Origin of the sequence: Paenibacillus oryziterrae (assembly GCF_042610485.1) — a bacterium.
GTDB lineage: Bacteria > Bacillota > Bacilli > Paenibacillales > Paenibacillaceae > Paenibacillus_AQ.
In genome coordinates this window covers 23,880-41,431 of sequence record NZ_JBGJZO010000019.1, presented here as the reverse complement: position 1 = coordinate 41,431, position 17,552 = coordinate 23,880, and the positions used below count along the sequence as shown (strand labels likewise).

General features: G+C 49.7%; 18 protein-coding genes. 14 read left to right on the top strand and 4 right to left on the bottom strand.

Going from position 1 to position 17,552, the window contains the following annotated elements:
- Window positions 1–4 precede the first annotated feature (4 nt).
- The gene (locus ACAN55_RS17730) at window positions 5–520 is read left to right on the top strand and encodes a hypothetical protein (RefSeq protein ID WP_379135721.1); all 516 of its coding nucleotides are present in this window, start codon (window positions 5–7) and stop codon (window positions 518–520) included.
- Here the strand turns inward: ACAN55_RS17730 and ACAN55_RS17725 are convergent.
- Entirely contained in the window at window positions 493–1,200 is a 708-nt protein-coding gene (locus ACAN55_RS17725) for a copper homeostasis protein CutC (protein WP_379135718.1), read from the bottom strand. The two genes, ACAN55_RS17730 and ACAN55_RS17725, sit on opposite strands and share 28 nt — an antisense overlap.
- Before the next feature lie 96 nt (window positions 1,201–1,296).
- Here ACAN55_RS17725 and ACAN55_RS17720 point away from each other — a divergent pair, with 96 nt between their 5' ends.
- Window positions 1,297–1,818 carry a GNAT family N-acetyltransferase gene (locus ACAN55_RS17720; protein ID WP_379135715.1) on the top strand — a complete coding sequence of 174 codons (522 nt, stop codon included), beginning with the start codon at window positions 1,297–1,299 and terminating at the stop codon, window positions 1,816–1,818.
- 340 nt (window positions 1,819–2,158) lie between these two features.
- On the opposite strand, the gene ACAN55_RS17715 is transcribed toward ACAN55_RS17720, so the two are convergent.
- Window positions 2,159–2,611, bottom strand: a complete 453-nt coding sequence (locus ACAN55_RS17715) for a NanQ anomerase/TabA/YiaL family protein (RefSeq protein ID WP_379135711.1) — start codon at window positions 2,609–2,611, stop codon at window positions 2,159–2,161.
- A gap of 233 nt (window positions 2,612–2,844) precedes the next feature.
- Here ACAN55_RS17715 and ytxJ point away from each other — a divergent pair, with 233 nt between their 5' ends.
- From ytxJ to ACAN55_RS17700, 3 genes are all read left to right on the top strand, one after another.
- The gene (gene ytxJ / locus ACAN55_RS17710; protein WP_379135708.1) at window positions 2,845–3,171 is read left to right on the top strand and encodes a bacillithiol system redox-active protein YtxJ; all 327 of its coding nucleotides are present in this window, start codon (window positions 2,845–2,847) and stop codon (window positions 3,169–3,171) included.
- A complete protein-coding gene (locus ACAN55_RS17705; RefSeq protein WP_379135705.1) occupies window positions 3,168–3,407 on the top strand; it encodes a glutaredoxin family protein in 240 nt (79 codons plus the stop codon). Before ytxJ ends, ACAN55_RS17705 begins: the two co-directional genes overlap by 4 nt.
- Before the next feature lie 241 nt (window positions 3,408–3,648).
- Window positions 3,649–4,386: a glycerophosphodiester phosphodiesterase gene (locus ACAN55_RS17700; protein ID WP_379135702.1), complete on the top strand. Its 738-nt coding sequence runs from the start codon at window positions 3,649–3,651 to the stop codon at window positions 4,384–4,386.
- A 474-nt stretch (window positions 4,387–4,860) separates the two neighbouring features.
- Here the strand turns inward: ACAN55_RS17700 and ACAN55_RS17695 are convergent, their stop codons facing one another.
- Window positions 4,861–5,439 (bottom strand): histidine phosphatase family protein, encoded by a 579-nt coding sequence (locus ACAN55_RS17695; RefSeq protein WP_379135700.1) that lies wholly within the window; start codon window positions 5,437–5,439, stop codon window positions 4,861–4,863.
- 159 nt (window positions 5,440–5,598) lie between these two features.
- On the opposite strand from ACAN55_RS17695, the gene ACAN55_RS17690 reads away from it, so the two are divergent.
- The 8 genes from ACAN55_RS17690 to ACAN55_RS17655 all read left to right on the top strand — a co-directional run bounded on the left by ACAN55_RS17690 (window position 5,599) and on the right by ACAN55_RS17655 (window position 14,802).
- Window positions 5,599–6,771 carry a phosphodiester glycosidase family protein gene (locus ACAN55_RS17690; protein ID WP_379135697.1) on the top strand — a complete coding sequence of 391 codons (1,173 nt, stop codon included), beginning with the start codon at window positions 5,599–5,601 and terminating at the stop codon, window positions 6,769–6,771.
- Between the two features lie 131 nt (window positions 6,772–6,902).
- Window positions 6,903–8,504, top strand: a complete 1,602-nt coding sequence (locus ACAN55_RS17685) for a spore germination protein (protein ID WP_379135693.1) — start codon at window positions 6,903–6,905, stop codon at window positions 8,502–8,504.
- On the top strand, window positions 8,501–9,604 hold the full coding sequence (locus ACAN55_RS17680) for a GerAB/ArcD/ProY family transporter (RefSeq protein WP_379135690.1): 1,104 nt from the start codon (window positions 8,501–8,503) through the stop codon (window positions 9,602–9,604). The genes ACAN55_RS17685 and ACAN55_RS17680 overlap by 4 nt, the downstream gene beginning before the upstream one ends.
- 50 nt (window positions 9,605–9,654) lie before the next feature.
- On the top strand, window positions 9,655–10,845 hold the full coding sequence (locus ACAN55_RS17675; protein ID WP_379135687.1) for a Ger(x)C family spore germination protein: 1,191 nt from the start codon (window positions 9,655–9,657) through the stop codon (window positions 10,843–10,845).
- A 252-nt stretch (window positions 10,846–11,097) separates the two neighbouring features.
- Entirely contained in the window at window positions 11,098–12,204 is a 1,107-nt protein-coding gene (locus tag ACAN55_RS17670; protein WP_379135684.1) for a GerAB/ArcD/ProY family transporter, read from the top strand.
- A gap of 228 nt (window positions 12,205–12,432) precedes the next feature.
- The gene (locus ACAN55_RS17665) at window positions 12,433–12,687 is read left to right on the top strand and encodes a FeoA family protein (RefSeq protein ID WP_379135681.1); all 255 of its coding nucleotides are present in this window, start codon (window positions 12,433–12,435) and stop codon (window positions 12,685–12,687) included.
- A complete protein-coding gene (locus ACAN55_RS17660; RefSeq protein WP_379135678.1) occupies window positions 12,684–13,415 on the top strand; it encodes a FeoB small GTPase domain-containing protein in 732 nt (243 codons plus the stop codon). Before ACAN55_RS17665 ends, ACAN55_RS17660 begins: the two co-directional genes overlap by 4 nt.
- The gene (locus ACAN55_RS17655) at window positions 13,393–14,802 is read left to right on the top strand and encodes a nucleoside recognition domain-containing protein (RefSeq protein ID WP_379135675.1); all 1,410 of its coding nucleotides are present in this window, start codon (window positions 13,393–13,395) and stop codon (window positions 14,800–14,802) included. The genes ACAN55_RS17660 and ACAN55_RS17655 overlap by 23 nt, the downstream gene beginning before the upstream one ends.
- Before the next feature lie 143 nt (window positions 14,803–14,945).
- Here the strand turns inward: ACAN55_RS17655 and ACAN55_RS17650 are convergent, their stop codons facing one another.
- On the bottom strand, window positions 14,946–16,358 hold the full coding sequence (locus tag ACAN55_RS17650) for an aminotransferase-like domain-containing protein (protein WP_379135673.1): 1,413 nt from the start codon (window positions 16,356–16,358) through the stop codon (window positions 14,946–14,948).
- Window positions 16,359–16,497: 139 nt separating this feature from the next.
- On the opposite strand from ACAN55_RS17650, the gene ACAN55_RS17645 reads away from it, so the two are divergent.
- Window positions 16,498–17,424 (top strand): DMT family transporter, encoded by a 927-nt coding sequence (locus ACAN55_RS17645; RefSeq protein WP_379135670.1) that lies wholly within the window; start codon window positions 16,498–16,500, stop codon window positions 17,422–17,424.
- The last annotated feature ends 128 nt before the right edge of the window (window positions 17,425–17,552 follow it).

Here is a 17,552-nt window from a genome sequence, read left to right as displayed (position 1 = left end):
TCCCATGAGAAAAAAGATCTTCGCCGTACTAATCTCGTTCCTGTTTATCGCAGGGGCTTTTTACGCCGGTTACGAGACGGGAGCTCACAACGAGAACTCTGTGGTTAGCCCTTCCCCAGCTCCGGTGCCTTCTTTGTATTCGCAATGGGTCATCGCAAAAGCCCCCCCCATTCCAGTTATTCACGTCGGCGGACAGAATATCAAAATGTACCGCGGGGCCTATAGCTGGAGCCAGGTTTCCGCTAATAACAGCAACGAAGTCTTCGAGGTTTTGGCTGATGGAGTATCCTATCCGCCTATGATGCAGGCTATCGCGGTTCCTGCAGGCGCTTTGATGCAAAGCACTCCTCCAGCAAGGATTAAGAAATTCAACATCATCAATATGACCGAAGGGTTTACCGGTGATCCTTATAGCAGCAATGTCCCGGACACCAAAGGTGTCTATACTTACAGAATCGACTGCGAATGGTTGCTGGACCAGGGAGAAGCTAATTATTTCTTCTCCCTCCGGGTAGAGTGATCCAGAATCCTTCTGATCTCCCGAACCTTCTCTAAATCGACAGGTTTCAGCGGATCCCCGTCTACTCTTACCGCAGAGCCGAAATGCACACGGGAGATCCCTGTCTGGCGCAAAAAAGATTCTAGTGCGTCAGCATTCAGTCCCGCGCCTGCCAGAATCGAAATGGAGCTTCCCGCTGCAAGCGAGTTCAGTTCCGCCAGCCTGTCCGCTCCTTCCGGAGCTGTCCGGCAGCCTCCAGAGGTCAGCACATCAGTAATCTGAGGATAACGGGACAGTATAGTCAGCGCCTTACCCTGGTCATGCACTTCATCTATGGCGCGATGAAAGGTCACTTCCAGTCCAGCGGCTGCATCCAACAGAAGGTTCAACATGACCTCGTCCACCTCACCGTGTGAATCCAGCACCCCAAGCACCACACCCAGCCCTCCAACTGAAGAGATATGTTCAATATCCCGCTTCATGACCTCAAGATCCCCGGCATCATATTGAAAAGACCGGGCATGCGGCCGCACCATCACCCGCACCGGAATAGACACAGCCTCACGAACTTTCTCTATGAGCGCCAAACTTGGCGTCAAGCCGCCCTCAAGAATTCCTGTAATCAGCTCAATCCGGTCTGCCCCTCCACGTTCGGCGGTAACTGCATCTCCCAGTGTCGTAGCTATAACTTCCAATAACATCTTCTGCAAGCCTCCTGCTCTCTATTGTTATCCATAGACGAATCCATATAATGAGTGTATGTAAACCATTCGAAGAAAGAAAGGATAGATCCTCCCATGAACACTGGCACTAATATTACCATGACTTTAGTGGAAACGTTAGATACGGATACGCAACAGGAATTGAGCCGGCTCTTGATGGCAGTTGTGGACGATGGGGCATCTATCGGATTCCTCCCGCCACTCCAGGAGACAGAAGCACGGGAATACTGGCAAAATGTAATCCAACCCGGGGTGCTGCTATGGATTGCCCGGGAAAATAACACCATCGTTGGCACCATTCAACTACACTTCGTCTCCAAGCCGAACGGCCGGCACCGGGTGGAGATCGCCAAGCTGATGGTACATCCGCAGCACCGCCGGAAAGGGATAGCGGGGGCGCTTATGGCTACTGTAGAAGCCGCCGCACAGGCGGAGAAAAAAGAACTTCTGGTGCTAGATACCCGCGAAGGTGATCCTTCTAATATCCTCTATTTGTCGCTCGGCTATGTGGAAGCTGGCAGAATCCCCTATTTCGCACGTTCCGGGAGCGGCAGTCTGGACACCACCGTGTTGTATTACAAAAAGTTAGAGTATTAAGACAAATAATTATCTATATAAATTGAACTTAAGATTTTGGCAATGGGCGAGTTGGTAACTACGGTGAATGTTTGGACTTCCGGCCGCTGTTGTCTCCAGATTTCTTGATTAGAACCGCTGTTCGCGGTTGAAATCCGGAGACTGCATATGCTTTCGATGCGAGCTTTCCTTCGGAAAGCTTTCGGGCGGACGCTACCGCTCCTCCAGTTCCAAAAATCCCCCTTCATTACCTTTACCTTTTTGTTAGGTTCTTAAGTTCAGCTAATATAAGCTGTTGAATAGAGCTTCGCTTGCTTTGGCTAATATAACTAAGGGAGCCTCCAGGGCTCCCTTAGTTATTCTAGATTTTGATTTTCAGTACAACCTTGCGTACAGCTTCTTTCTCTCCGGCAGCAAGTGCTGTCATATGCCCGTCCTGCGGATAACAAATCATGAGATCTCCTGTACTTACTGTAACTGCCGTTTCTACTTTACCAGTGAAAAATACTGCATCCTTCTCCTCGCTGTACTCTTCCTTTACAGTCAATTGTTCAATTGCTGCGTAGGCGATGCTCTCTGTACCTTCCAGAATATAATGCAGATCCAAATTAATCCGGTGTGCTTCCCAGAAGCAATCCTCTTCCGCTTTGGTCTCATATTCATTTACGAAGTAGAACATCTCTTCATCGACCTCATGACGTCCGGTAGCTTGTCCCGTGAAGTCAGTGTCGTGAAGAAATTGCAGACCTCTCTTTATTTTCGGGCCTAAATTAACACCGTCTTCCAGCAGATTGGTTAATGTATCAACGATCATGATGGATGTCCTCCTTCAATTATCCCGGAAAAGCTCCGGTTTTTGGTACATACAAGTATATTTATGTTCATATTCGTGTATATATGATTATAATAAACGTTCATTTCGCGTTGGTCTATGCCTTTTTTCACTGGATCCCAGACTCTCATCCATTAATTGATTTAATTTTGAACTATGCTACAATCATGAATACAGTCTATTCTTATAAGAAAACCATTCAGGAAGGTGATCATATGTCCGTCAAGCAACTCCATACCACAGAAGATTTACAGCAGTTTCTGGGTCAGCCCGGAAAGCAGCTTCTTCTAAAGCACAGCACTACCTGTCCGATCAGTGCCAAGGCTTACGATGAATTCCAGGCCTTTGTGAAGGACACGGATACCTCCGCCGCGATCGTGCATGTCATTGAAGACCGGCCTTTGTCCAATCAGATTGCCGAAGATTTCGGGATCAAGCATGAGTCTCCACAAATTTTCCTCGTTGAGGACGGCGAAGTACGCTGGAACACTTCGCACTGGAAGATTACCCAATCTGCACTGAAAGAAGCCGTAACTCAATGAGCGCGAAGGTAATCGTCTATTCCACTGCCGGTTGCACGGAATGTAATATGGTGAAGCAGCTCCTGACTGAAGAGGGCACCCCTTTTGAAGTCCGGGATGTAATGACCAGTACGGAATATCAAGAAGAAGTAGAGAAGCTCGGATTCATGGGCGTTCCTGTGACCGTCGCCGGAAGTCATGTGGTTAAAGGGTTTAACGCGCAGGATTTGAAGGCATTGATACAGGCGGCAGGCTAATCATCAAACATAGATCTGCTATCTTAAAATAACAAAGCGGAGTTCTTGCAGTCATGCTGCAGGATCTCCGCTTTTTATTGTTTAACAGCTATCCTTACCAGGGAGTGTAATCCCACAGTTAAATTTGGAGGGAAGGACTCTTCAGGATTTTCGTACAGGATATTCCGTGCTAATGTGGAATCATAAGAATAACCAAATTATAAGGTAAAACACATTCAAATGTTGGAGGGTCAAGAGAATAATGAAGAGAATCGTGAATTTCGCGCACCGCGGCGCATCGGCAGTATGCCCGGAGAATACAATGACTGCCTTCCGCAGGAGCCTTGAGCTTGGAGCAACAGGCATTGAAACCGATGTGCAGTTGACTAAAGACGGACAGCTCATCCTTATCCATGATGAGGATTTGAAGCGGACTACCAATGGAACCGGTAATGTGAAAGATAAAACGCTGGAAGAACTTCGTATGCTTGATGCCGGGTCATGGTTCTCTGCCGATTATTCTGGTGAGAAGCTTCCAACCCTGCAGGAATTACTTCAGCTTCTTCAGGGAACTGACATCATCCTCAACATAGAACTTAAGAACGGGGTATTTCTGTATCCTGGCATGGAGGAGAAAGTTATTGCTGCCGTGAGAGAATTCCGAATGGAGGAACGTGTTATTTTATCCAGCTTCAATCATTATTCTCTGGCTCATTGCAAAAGTCTGGCACCGGAGATCCGCACCGGTATTCTGTACATAGAAGGCCTATACCGTCCATGGGATTATGCGGCTACCCTTGGAGCAACCGCTCTGCACGCCTATGAATATGCCGTACTTCCTGAACTCGTAACTGAAGCGGCTGAGCACAGTATGGACTACCACCCCTTTACGGTAAATAATCCAGAGCGGATGAAGCAGCTAATCGATGCCGGTGTCTCCGGGATTATAACCGATGTTCCGGATGTACTGGCCGGTCTTCTGACTGCCAAAAGAGTATGACAACGTAAAAAAGTCCGGCTGATCGATCTCTTTCATTAGTCCGTTCTGTTCAACGCGACCGCATCCAGCATGGCGGTCGCGTTGTTCTAGCCTGCTGCTGAAAGTACGCCCATGCCAGACATACATAAATCGATTAAACACTTCCCTCTAAGTAAATTGCATTTTCTCAATAAACAAGAGGACCTGCAGCTATAACTACTGCAGGTCCTCTCTTCTCTATTTCATCCGGCTCAGCTTAGATGATCTTTAAATGAACGGAATGAACAGCAGAAGTAACGGAAGGGAATTTTGGAACTGTAGGAGCGGGAGCGTCCGCCCGAAAGCTTTCCGGAGGAAAGCTCGCTTCGAAAGCATAAGCTGTCTCTGGATTTCAACCGCGAAGAGCGGTATAAATCAAGAAATCTGGAGACAACAGCGGCCGAAAGTCCAACATTCACTGTAGTTACGGCAATTGCAGTTCATGCTGTTCATCGTCTAGCTGCTCAAGTGAGCCACACAGTTGTATAATTCGCAGCTCCAGCCATCCCCTGACCGGACAATCCGGGTAATCGAAGTATTCTTCAGCAGCTCGTCCACATTAAGGCCGGGTACCAGGCCTCTCAGCGTGCTGCGCAGAATCGCACCGTGGCTGACGACGAGTATGTTTTTACCAGGATGCTTAGCGGCAATTTCCTCAATCGCCCGGCTGCCTCTGAGTTTGCCGGCTTCCGGCTTCTCCAGACCTAGATCAAGAGTTCTCCACGAGTCCCCCCAGCGCTCTATTCGATCCTGTTCAGTAGTTCCTTCGATCAGACCGCCGTTCATCTCACGAACTCCCGGCACGAGACCGGTGATGGGAAGGCCCAGTCTTTGCGCAATAATCTCTGCCGTCTGTCTCGCACGGAGAAGATCGCTTGAATAAATAACATCCCACTGCTCCTTACTGAGCCGCTCCGCGATAGCCTCTGCCTGCTGCTTACCTTCTTCGTCCAGCTCGTTATCCGTATACCCCTGCGCCCGGCCTTCCTTATTCCAGTATGTGCTGCCATGCCGAATCAAACCTATTCTAGTCAAGTTTAACGACCACCTTTGTCCCTGGTTGGGTAAGAGTCCTAACGTAATACATGTATTTGCATTATATCCATGCACGGCTGTTTTGTCATATAATGTTAGGATACCCAATGAAGTCCGGGCACGCTGTCCGCGCATCATGTCAAAGGAGATTATAGTTACATGAAGAAACCTGCAGCACATCTGGTTAGCGTTATAGCAATCCTGCTTATAATTATGAGTACAAGCCTTACCGGTGGTTCAACCGCAACCGCAGCTACAGCCACATCATCTGTCAAAAATTCCGTTTTCATCGACAAGAACAACCACTCCTATATCCCCTTCCGCTTTCTGAACGGTTATGCCGGAATTACAGCAGTGTGGATTGCAACCGACAAACGGATGGATATTAGTAAAGATGACGTTCATCTCACGTTATTTCTGAATCAGGCGACCGCCTATTTTAACGACAAATCCGTAACTCTGACAGATCCTGCGTTCAGTGATCAAGGGATTACATATGTTCCGCTCTCTTTTGTCAGCAATTCACTAGGGCTTAAGCTTGCATGGGACCCCGATTCATCAGTAGTCTCCATTACAAACGGTGAAACTTCCGAGATCCTGCCAGTCCAAACAGGCACACTGCTGGGGCAAGAGTCCTCTCCGGTAACCAGTGGACAGAGAACCTTTAAAGTTGGCAGCCGAGCATACACGGTCCAGATGGTCACGGTCTCACTGCTGCATCCCAAGGTCAAGCTTGATGTAGTGCTGGCAGGCAATACCGTAGGCAAGGTTGAGGAGCTTAGCAGCCTAGCCAAACGCAATAATGCTGTTGTCGCCATTAACGGAACGTTCTTCGATGCTTATACTACAGGGGCCTTCAAGGCTCCTTACGGATATATCGTTAGCGGCGGTAACATGCTGAAGAACAGCTCAGGCGACCGTCGAACAATCTTTACGTACGACAAAAACCAGCTGGCATCGCTTATTCCCGGGCTGGACTTCAAAGCGAAGTTCACGGCAAACCGGATCGAAGGCGGGCTGCAGGCGGGTCCGCGTCTGCTGACCAACGGCAAGGTATCGCTTGATGTGAAGGGCGAAGGTTTCAGGGACCCCAAGATTCTGACTGGCGGCGGAGCCCGCAGTGCCCTTGGACTTACGCGTGACCACAAGCTCATTCTGTTGACCACGGGCGGAGCCACCATTCCACAGCTTGCCGAGATTATGAAGCAGGCCGGGGCTTACCAGGCCATGAACTTGGACGGCGGCGCTTCAAGCGGCTTGTACTATAATGGCAAATACCTTACAAGACCCGGACGGTTGATCAGTAATGCCATCATCATTAAATATCAATAACGCTATACAACCAAGGCACCCCGGTCTATTCAGACCGAGGGTGCCTTTTTGCAGGTTACGGAGGAAGAATAAGGATTAGGAACCGGGGGATACTACGTAAGCGAGCGAATCAGCTGTGAGGAGGAACCTAAGTGAGCACGAAACAACCGACCGGTAAAAAGAATAAAAACGGACTGGAGCCCCCTGTCAATTCGGTCCCTGTCTCCCGGCCTCTGGAATATTCTCTGCAGGCCAATCTGCAGGAGCTCCGTAAGCGCGTCGGCAATAGTGCGGATGTTATCTTCAGAGAGTTCACGAACGAATCCCTGAATTCACTCTCAATGGCTTTGGTTTATGTTGATGGCCTGGTTAACTCCGAGACAGTCAACCGGGATGTTATGCAGCCTCTGATGGAACACACGCTGAAAGGCGCTACCAACCCGGGGATGGAGCCCTTTACCCTGGTTAAAGACCTGATTCTGCCGGTAGGCGGCGTGAAAGAATGCGTAACGATCGAACCGCTGCTGAGCCTCTTGTTTAATGGACACACGCTCATTCTGCTTGACGGCGTCAACAAAGCACTTACAGCGGATACTATCGGGTGGGAAAAAAGAAGTATTAACGAACCTACCTCTCAAGGTGTTATCCGTGGTCCCAAGGAGGGCTTCACAGAGAATCTGCGAACCGGCACCGCCCTCCTCCGCAGAAAACTTAAGACTCCCGATTTGCGGATCGAGCAATATAAAATAGGAGAACGGACGCAAACCGGCCTGGCTCTTATCTATATCGAAGGACTTGCCAGCGAACAGGTGCTGTCCGAAATCCGCCGCCGTCTGGATTCAATCCATACGGATGCGATTCTGGAGAGCAATTATATCGAGGAATTTATTCAAGATGGAGGAATGACTCCTTTTCCTACTATTCAGAACACGGAACGTCCTGATGCCCTGGCGGGAGGGATTCTGGAAGGTCAGGTTGGCATCATTATTGACGGAACACCGTTTGCTCTGCTTGCTCCATCTACCTTTTTTAACTTTTTTCAGTCGAGCGAGGACTACTATCAGCGTTTTGATATCTCGTCTTTTTTACGGCTGATCCGGTATACCGCATTTTTTGTTTCGATGCTGCTGCCCGCACTCTATATCGCCGTGACCACCTTTCATCAGGAAATGCTGCCCACTACGATGCTGATCAGTCTGGCTGCCCAGCGTGAAGGCGTGCCTCTGCCCGCTCTGGCTGAAGCTCTGCTGATGGAAGTCACCTTTGATGTCCTCCGCGAGGCAGGCGTCCGCATGCCCCGGACCATCGGTCCGGCCATTTCCATCGTCGGCGCACTCGTACTGGGGCAGGCTGCCGTTCAGGCCGGGCTGGTGTCCGCGGCTATGGTTATCGTTGTGTCTTTCACAGCCATTTCCAATTTTGTAATCCCGTCTCTAGCGATTGCCAATTCGATTCGTTTGATCCGCTTTGTGATGATGTTGATCGCCTCTACACTTGGGCTGTTCGGGATTATGTCCTTCCTGATAGTATTGCTCATCCATATGGCAGGTTTGCGGTCATTTGGGGTTCCTTATCTGTCCCCTCTTGCGCCAATGACTCCCCGCTACCTGAAGGATATCTTAATTCGGGTACCTCTGTGGAATTTGACGACCCGTCCCAAAACCAACTTGGGCAAGGAAACAAGAAGACAGGCCCCCCACCAGAAACCCAAGCCTGCTGAAACCAAACCAGAACAGGGCGGTGAACAGTCTTGAACGGAAAAGTAGGATCTACTCAAGCTTCCATGCTGGTCGTCAATACCATTTTGCCTACTGCAAGCATTGTTCTGCCAACTACAATTGGTGAAGCTGCAAGACAGGATTCTCCGATAGCGATTATCTTCTGCACCCTGATAGGGCTTGGGGTAGCCGCACTGATAGGAACCATCATCCGTACTAACCAGGGAGCTTATTTCATTGACTGGGTCAGGGACAAATGCTCCCCTCTCCTAGCCACCCTGCTTGGCCTTCTGATGCTGCAGTTCTATCTGGATACCACCGCAACGATATTGCGGGAATTTATTAACTTTATTAATGACAATGTACTGGTCAATACTCCGGTTACCATTCTGACCCTCTTTATTACGGTTATATCCATCTATATGGTAAGACAGGGGCTGGAAGCCATAGCGCGGATTAACAGTCTTGTGCTCCTTCTTTATATCATTTTTATACCAGTCTATATTTTAGGTCTCTCGAAATATATGGATTTCCATCGTCTGCTTCCTCTCTTCGACCACTCCATTTCATCCTTAACCATTGCCAGTCTGACGCCGATTACCTGGGTGTCGGAAGTCGGAATCCTTCTGTTTCTGGCTCCCTATCTCCAGAATCCGGATAAAGCCCGGATCATCGGATATACGGGTCTGCTCGTGGTTGGATTGGCCATGCTGCTGATTATGGTGGCCGCCTTGTTGGTATACGGACCCAAATTCATAACTGCCAATACCTATCCCGGCTTTTCAGTCATAGGCCTTATTCGGCTTGGCAATGTGATTGAACGGCTAGATATTTTATTTATTTCGTATTGGGTTTTGTCCGTTTACCTAAAAATGTCCATTTTTCTCTTCGCAACCGTAGAGTGCTTTAAACAGACCTTCCGCGTGAAACTCAACCGTCCATTTATTGGCGCACTGGGCCTCGTGGTAGCACTCGAATGCATCTTCACCTGGCAGGATGGCGATAAATTAGCCACGTATAACAAACATCGTTTCTTAGTGTTTTTTCTGTTCAATGCTCTTATCCCGCTGGTGCTTCTCATATGGGACCGGGTACAACAACAGCTGAAGTCCAAGAAGAAAGGGTGGGGCACATGAAGGCAGCGGACAGCAACCGTAGGAGAAAACTGCTATGTACAATGGTTTGTATGACTCTCTTCCCCATATTCATCAGCGGCTGCTGGGACGGCAGAGAACTTAGTGAGCTGGGGATTGCTTCAGGTTCAGCCTATGATTGGAACAACAACGAATGGGTAGCTACCTATCAGATTATTAATCCTTCCTCAGGTGCGAGCGGGATGGGAGGCAGCGGAGGTGGAAGCACGAGTTCTCCTCCCTTTCTGACTTTCACGGTCACGGGCCGCACGGTAGTTGAGGCTATGGAGCACACCAGCCTGACAAGCACACGCCAGCTCTATCCCGCTCATTCGCGCATCACCATATTCAGTGAACGGCTGGCACGCAAAGGCATCGATGAATTAATCGATGTATTCCTCCGCAAGACAGATGCCCGTGAGACTGTATATGTATTTATCTCCAAGAGGGACCCCGGCGGGATTCTCCAGCAGCTGATGCAATTGACCAAAAATCAGGGTGCCGGGATCCAGCTGATGATTGAGCAGGAGTCAAAGCTGGTCTCTTATTATCCGGGAATCCGGCTCTTTGAGCTGGCCAGAGATTTGTCTTCCGAATCCGGATGCGCTGTGATTCCAGAGATCAAGCTGACCGGAAAAGAAATTATGGATAAGACGACCGAAACCGGCGTAACTGATCTTCCTTCCCGGCTTGCTCTGGGTGAGCTGGCTGTGTTAAAGGGACAGCATATGATTGGTTGGCTTACCCAAAAAGAAGCATTCGGTTTGACTTTTTTAACAAATAAGATTCAGATGGCCAATATTGCTTTCATCTCCCAGCCGGCTAAAAGCGATACTCTTGACGCCACATTCTCGCTCAAGCACTCAACAACCTCGGTTAAACCGGTCTGGGAAGACGATCATTATGTCATGGATGTCCGAATTAAAGGCAGCGGGATTCTTACAGAGGTGGGAAGTGAAATGAATCTGACCAACAGGGAATCCATCAATAACATGGAGAAATCGATTGAAAAAAATATACAGGAGCTTGTTGAAAATTCCTGGAAAAAAGTGAAAGAGATCAATGCAGACGTTACCGGCTTTGCCGTCAAAATTCACCGAAGCGATAAGGAGCGTTGGAAGAAGATAGATAAGGACAAAACTTGGAATACGGTCTTTCAGGAGATTGAAATTCGTCCACATGTTCACATGACCATTGAACGAATGGGGCTTAGCAACAAATCATTCAAATCTACGCAACACTAAAGGGACACGGCCAATGAAAATATATCTACTCCTTGCGTTATATGTGGCCGCATTGTTCTGGGGGTGCCGCCGGATGAAGGGCCCGCACCGAAATTTGCACAGGCTGTGGTACGGATGCATTCTAGGCTGGTGCGCCTACCTTAACTTCTGCGGGATTACGAACACCCCCCATATCAGCGTTTCATCGCTTTATATAGTCTTCTTTCAGCCTGCCGGAGAATTCATTATCCATTGGTTAGGAGGTTAAAGCCGTTGGCTCAGCATAAGGAATCTGTGTCTTCCCTGCAAATTTCTTTCATGATCATGATGTTTGAAATCGGAAGCACGCCCCTATTTCTGCTTGGAGGTAAAGCCAAACAGGATTCATGGCTTGCCATGAGCGCAGGAGCGGTTGCTGGCGGCATACTTCTTCTGCTATTTCTATGGATCCAGCACCGCTGTCCAAAGATGGATCTGATCGGAATGCTTAAACTCCATTTCGGGCGAATTACAGGGACTGTCGTCGGCAGCGTGTACTGTCTTTATTTTGCCTATGAATCCATGAGAAATGTCCGGGACCTGGGAGAACTGACCAAAATGACCCTATTGCCGCTTACTCCGATGTATATTACGATGCTCATCGCTGTTCTCATCATGGGCTATGCCATCTGGAAAGGAGCAGAGGTTGTCTTCCGTCTTCCGGAAGTAATACTGCCGCTGGTTCTTTCGTTTTACATCCTTCTGATTCTGCTGCTGGCGCTAATGGGTTCGCTTGATTTCAGCCGGCTGCTGCCTATGTTTGAGAATGGAATACGATCTGTTATTCAGGCAGGGATTCCCGACACCGTCTCCTTTCCTTTTGGGCAGATGCTCGCATTTCTGATGCTGTGGTCCTTATGGAGCAAGCCCGGGACACCGGTTAAAAATACACTTGTCGGGTACATCCTGATCAGCATATTTCTGGTCTTCATGAATGCGGTCAATCTGGCTGTGCTTGGCCCGGCATTCGCCGCAACCAGCCAACTGCCATTTTTGCAGACGGTTCGGACGTTATCTAATTTAAAGTTTATTGAGCGGCTGGATATTCTCGTAACCGTACTGCTCTTTCTCGGACTATTGATCAAAATGATGCTGTTTTACTATTGTGCAGTAAGAGGGACCTCGGCCCTTACCCGCCTGCCGACCAAGTTAATGGTGTTCCCCGTTGGTCTCCTCATTTACGCCACCTCGTTTGTGGAGAAGGACTATACCGAGCACATAGCGGTTGGACTTGGCCCCAGCCTCAAGATGGATCTAGTATTCCAGGTAGGGATTCCGCTGATTCTCTGCGGCGCTATCCTTATTCACGGCCGAAAGAGTAAGTCCGCCTCCCCTTCATGATAAGGTGATTCAGCACCTTCTAAATCCATAGCGTACATTACTGTCCCTCTGTGGGAAGTGGAACGTATTTCACTCTCGTAGGGGGATTTTTTATTTCTTTCCCTAGGGAAACATTTTTGTTGCAGGGACAAAGTTATTTACGTATACTAATCTTGTGGCATACTACAACAATATAGTCGTTACACAAGATATGAACATACTACCTTATAGATGAAGGAGGGGAAGCTTATGGCCGGAACGGTTATTCCATTGTCTGAAGCGGAGATTGGAGCCATCTTACGGATCAGTGGCATTGAAGTCCAGGGCGTGCTGCGAAGACGGCTGCTGGATCTCGGTTTTGTAGTCGGCAATGCAGTGGAAGTGCTGCGGCGCAGTCCACTTGGAGATCCTACCGCTTTTCGGATAAGCAACACCACCATCGCCCTTCGAAGGGAAGAAAGCTCACTTATCTATGGAGAGAGAATTGGAGGTGCGGAAGCATGAGCCATTACACTGTAGCCTTTGCGGGGAATCCCAATACAGGCAAAAGCACACTGTTCAACCTGCTGACCGGCATGCGGCAGCATACTGGCAACTGGGCGGGCAAGACAGTAATTACCGCCGAGGGTGAGTTCACCCATAACGGAAATATCTACCGGGCTGTTGATCTTCCCGGCACCTACTCACTGTATTCCAACTCCGCCGACGAGGAAGCTGCACGCGATTTTATTATTTTTGAAGAGCCTGATGTGACACTGGTGGTTCTTGACGCTACCTCGCTGGAACGCAACCTGAACTTGGCATTACAGGTGCTGGAGATTACCGGACGCGCCGTTGTCTGCGTGAATCTGATCGATGAAGCCCGTCGACTGGGGATCGATATTAACCTGAAGGTGATTTCGGACCGCCTGGGAGTCCCGGTTACAGCAATTTCTGCCCGGAATAAGATTGGGATTGAAACCTTGCTGGACCAGATTGAGCTCGTGGCTACCAGAGCCGTTACCTCCGCGCCGCTGCAGATTACTTACAATGACGAGATTGAGGAAGGTATCCGCCAGTTGACACCACTGGTCGAGCAGGCACTGGGTTCCAGATACCCGGCCCGCTGGGTTGCCCTGCGTCTCCTGGACGGTGACGACAGTCTGCTTACCTCGCTCAAAAACCATCTGAACGGGAAGACCGAATCCGCTGCAAAGGAGGTTGTCGGTCATGGAGTCACCGCTTACCACTAAAGGTACAGATGCCCTGGACTCCTTGCGGTTGGCAGCGAAGAAACTGGCCGACGGAGGCACTATCCGGGATGAGATTGTCAGCGGAATCTATGGGGTGTCGGCCGGAATTTGTACGGATGCCGTTGCTTACAAGGATAAGAAGAAGCTGGGAAGCACCTATAAGCTCGATAATATCGTAACCTCAAAAATATGGGGATTCCCCATCATGTTCGCCATTCTCGGCGTAGTATTCTGGATTACCATCGCCGGAGCTAACTATCCTTCCGGCTGGCTTGCCTCCTTCTTCGGCTTCATTGAAGGATATCTTACCGCCGGCTTTGAAGCCGTTCATGCTCCTGTCTGGCTGCACGGAGTGCTTGTGCTCGGCTTATACCGCGGAACTTCCTGGGTAATCAGCGTGATGCTGCCGCCGATGATGATCTTCTTCCCTGTATTCGCCTTGCTGGAGAATTTCGGCTATCTGCCTCGCGTCGCCTTCAATATGGACCGCTTATTCAAGAAGTCCGGCGGTCACGGCAAGCAGGCTTTGACCATGTCGATGGGCTTCGGCTGCAATGCGGCCGCCATTCTCTCTACCCGGATTATCGAATCGCCCCGTGAACGGATGCTGGCAATCCTGACCAATAACTTTGTGCCCTGCAACGGACGATGGCCGACATTGATCCTTTTGTCCTCTCTGTTTATGGCAGGCGCTGCTGCTACTGGAACCATTCGGACCCTGGCCACTGCCGGAATGTTGATGGGCCTGGTTCTGTTCGGCATTATGGTAACCCTGACAGTCTCATGGGTAATGTCCAAGACCGCCCTGCGCGGTGTGCCCACGCATTATACGCTGGAACTCCCGCCGTACCGCCGCCCGCAAATCGGCAAGACCATCCTGAGATCCTCGAAGGAGAAATCCCTGAATGTCCTTACCCGGGCGATCGTTGTTGCCGCTCCCGCCGGAATCATTACATGGGTGCTGGGCAATATGTTTATCGGAGGGGACAGCGTCCTGAACCATATGGCGGCGTTCTTCGATCCATTCGCTCATCTGCTTGGTATGGACGGATTTATCATCATGGCCTTTATCCTCGGACTTCCGGCCAATGAGATCGTCCTGCCGATTCTGCTCATGGGGTATATGTCCTCCGGAGCCATGGTTGATATCGACAACTTGGGCAGCATCAAGGATATCTTCCTCTCTCATGGCTGGACTTGGCTCACTGCGCTGAATATGATGTTGTTCTCTCTGCTTCACTACCCGTGCGGCACAACACTCGTGAACATCTACAAAGAGACCAAGAGCCTGAAGTGGGCTGTGCTCTCAGCGGTTATTCCCCTCGGTATTGCTATCTTTGTTACTTTTGCTGTAGCCCAGCTCGTACGGCTGTTCGGATGGGTGTAATCTAACTGTGTTCGGGGAACACGGCGGAGTATGACAAGTCGAAGAAGGGCAGTTCCTTCGCAGAATTCTGTGTGAGGGAACTGCCCTTTATGCTTACCGGAGCTTCATAGCAGACCTATACTATCTTTTAACCTCGTCCACTCTCACAATGTACGCGCCAGTGCTATCAGCTTCTGCATACCTTCACGCAGCTTCTTCTCACTGGCAAAAGAATAGCTGAGCCTAATCCATGACTTCAGCTCACCGAGCGGATCAAAGATCTCCCCGGGAACAAACGCAATCGATTCATTGGAGCATAACCGGAACAATTCACCTACGGGAAGCTCCTCCGGTACCTTCACCCACAGATTCAGCCCTCCCTGCGGCGTTGTCCATTCCCAGCCAACTGCCAACAGCTCCTCCTCCACAATCTCCTTATGCACCTGAAGCGCGATTCGCAGCTTACCCAGATGCTGCCTCAGACGAGGCGAAGTATAATAATGCAGAAATATCTTCTGGTTCAGGAGCGGTGTGCCGTTATCTGCAAGTGACTTGGAAGTAATCAGTCGCTCCATGAACGGGAACCGGCAGGCCACGGAACAGATCCGCAGTCCCGGCGCAACATATTTGCTGAAGCTGCTGATATAAATAACCCAACCTTCGGTATCGTAAGCGAAAAAGGGCAGCGGCGGCTCTTCCCCAAAGTAAATATCGCGAAAAGGATCATCCTCCACCAGCAGGCAGCGATATCGCTCTGCTAGCTCTACCACCGCCTTGCGCTGCCATGACGGAACGGTATACCCGGTGGGATTATGATGCGTCGGGTTCATATAGAACATTCGCGGACGGTGTTTCGCCATCAAGTATTCCAGTTCCTCTAGATCATAACCCTCCGGTGTGATTGGAACGGGAACCAGCCTTGCGCCTTCGCGGCGAAAGATATCCATCGCCACACTGTAGGTGGGTCTTTCAACCAGGACGGTGTCCATGGGGCCAAGGACGATCGAGGCAATCAGGTTAATCGCCTGTTGAGCTCCCGAAGTAATCAGGATCTCCTCGGGAGTCAACTGAAGGCGATGATGTTCCCTGAAATGCCGGCTTAGCGTCTCCCTTAACTCCAGATCACCCTGAACAGAGGAATAGGTTCCCATAACCTTCGGATAGAGATCGAATACTTTTTTGACATATTCGGATAGAAAAAGATTCGGCAGCAGGTTCGGATCAATCAATGCCTGCGAGAACTGATATGCAGCCGGTATGCGCTGAATATCCGAAAGCGGGTTCGTCAGGTGATATGAGGAGACTACCTCATTCTCCTCATGTCCTGGCGGGAACTCGCTGCCCGGGGAGACATAATAGCCCGATTTATCTTTTACATAAACCTTGCCTTCCTCCTTTAACTGCTTGTACGCCTTGAACACCGTCAGCCGATGAACCTGGATTTCTTCAGCCAGCAGCCGGATGGACGGCAGTTTGTCATGTGCACTCCATTCCCCCCGTTCCATACGATTCGTTATAAACTGGCATACCTGCCGGAATAAAGGATGGCTCTGCTGGACCTCCACCGCCTTTTTCATCGTGATCCCTCCCCTAGCAGCTCAATAATAAACCTATTGTACCTCAAAGTGCTCTCCAACTGTTCTGTGTCTTGTGATCTGTTCTGTCTACCTCACTATATGATTAACGGAATACTTCGCAGCCAAAGGGGAATGGACAATGATACTTATCGCTTACAGTTTGGTTTGTCTGATCTTCGCCACGACGTTCCTGGCGATCAAAATCGGTGTGGATGCAGGGCTGCCCCCCTTCTTCTCGGCCGGAGTCCGTTTCTTCCTTGCGGGTGCTATTCTATTCTTGTGGATGGTATGGAAGCAGAAAGCCAGCTTCTCCCTGTTGCTGCGTAAAGAAATGCTGATCACCGGGACGCTGCTTACCTTCGGCACCTTCTCTGCGCTGTACTGGGCCGAGCAATACGTCTCTTCGGGACTTGCTGCTGTGCTGTCGGCTACGGGTCCGATTATGATTCTCCTGATGCAGACAGCAGTCACCCGGGTAAAAGCACCCGCCCACTCCCTGTACGGCTGCCTGATCGGCTTCGCTGGAGTGCTCCTGCTGGTTCTGCCTAGTCTTAGCCTCGATGTTTCTTCACTCTGGATCATCGGCTGTGCCGTTATTCTGATTGGAGAATGCGGTTATGCTTCAGGCACCCTCTATTCCAAAAAGGTAATCACCGCTTTCAAAGAAGTATCACCTATCGCTTTGAATGCGGCACAAATGATGTATGGCGGGGCATTAATGTTTGTTCTATCACTGTTTACCGAACAAGTGCATCCCGGATCTCTGATGTCCTTCAGTGCCGCCGGCTCCATGCTCTACCTGATTGTGATCGGCTCGATGGTCGGCCACAGCTTGTTCTATTGGCTGGTCGCACGGACCAATCCGGTTTTCCCGGCAACCTGGCTCTATGTGTCCCCACCTCTCGCGGTGGGCGTAGGTGTACTTTTTTACAATGAGTCCGTCTCATGGATTACACTGCTGGGTGTACTCACAATCATCGTAGGCACGATTCTGGTGAATGGGACAGCCTTGCGGCAATTACTATTCAAACCGCGGCTTAAAGCACAATTATCCAAAAAAATCTGATATCGTGCATATTTGTTGAAAGCACTCTGGCTTCTTCTTTTGCATCTGGTACCAGTCATCTTCATAAACAGGACACATTTTCTTCAAATTCATCCAATTCAACGTCATGTAATATCACATGATTTTAG

Excerpts from the sequence above, each read along its gene's own strand:
- ACAN55_RS17700 (WP_379135702.1), top strand. The coding sequence starts at position 3,649 with ATGAAGAGAATCGTGAATTTCGCGCACCGCGGCGCATCGGCAGTATGC.
- ACAN55_RS17660 (WP_379135678.1), top strand. The coding sequence starts at position 12,684 with ATGAGCCATTACACTGTAGCCTTTGCGGGGAATCCCAATACAGGCAAA.
- ytxJ (WP_379135708.1), top strand. The coding sequence starts at position 2,845 with ATGTCCGTCAAGCAACTCCATACCACAGAAGATTTACAGCAGTTTCTG.
- ACAN55_RS17675 (WP_379135687.1), top strand. The coding sequence starts at position 9,655 with ATGACTCTCTTCCCCATATTCATCAGCGGCTGCTGGGACGGCAGAGAA.
- ACAN55_RS17730 (WP_379135721.1), top strand. The coding sequence starts at position 5 with ATGAGAAAAAAGATCTTCGCCGTACTAATCTCGTTCCTGTTTATCGCA.
- ACAN55_RS17665 (WP_379135681.1), top strand. The coding sequence starts at position 12,433 with ATGGCCGGAACGGTTATTCCATTGTCTGAAGCGGAGATTGGAGCCATC.
- ACAN55_RS17720 (WP_379135715.1), top strand. The coding sequence starts at position 1,297 with ATGAACACTGGCACTAATATTACCATGACTTTAGTGGAAACGTTAGAT.
- ACAN55_RS17690 (WP_379135697.1), top strand. The coding sequence starts at position 5,599 with ATGAAGAAACCTGCAGCACATCTGGTTAGCGTTATAGCAATCCTGCTT.
- ACAN55_RS17645 (WP_379135670.1), top strand. The coding sequence starts at position 16,498 with ATGATACTTATCGCTTACAGTTTGGTTTGTCTGATCTTCGCCACGACG.
- ACAN55_RS17650 (WP_379135673.1), bottom strand. The coding sequence starts at position 16,358 with ATGAAAAAGGCGGTGGAGGTCCAGCAGAGCCATCCTTTATTCCGGCAG.
- ACAN55_RS17725 (WP_379135718.1), bottom strand. The coding sequence starts at position 1,200 with ATGTTATTGGAAGTTATAGCTACGACACTGGGAGATGCAGTTACCGCC.
- ACAN55_RS17705 (WP_379135705.1), top strand. The coding sequence starts at position 3,168 with ATGAGCGCGAAGGTAATCGTCTATTCCACTGCCGGTTGCACGGAATGT.
- ACAN55_RS17715 (WP_379135711.1), bottom strand. The coding sequence starts at position 2,611 with ATGATCGTTGATACATTAACCAATCTGCTGGAAGACGGTGTTAATTTA.
- ACAN55_RS17655 (WP_379135675.1), top strand. The coding sequence starts at position 13,393 with ATGGAGTCACCGCTTACCACTAAAGGTACAGATGCCCTGGACTCCTTG.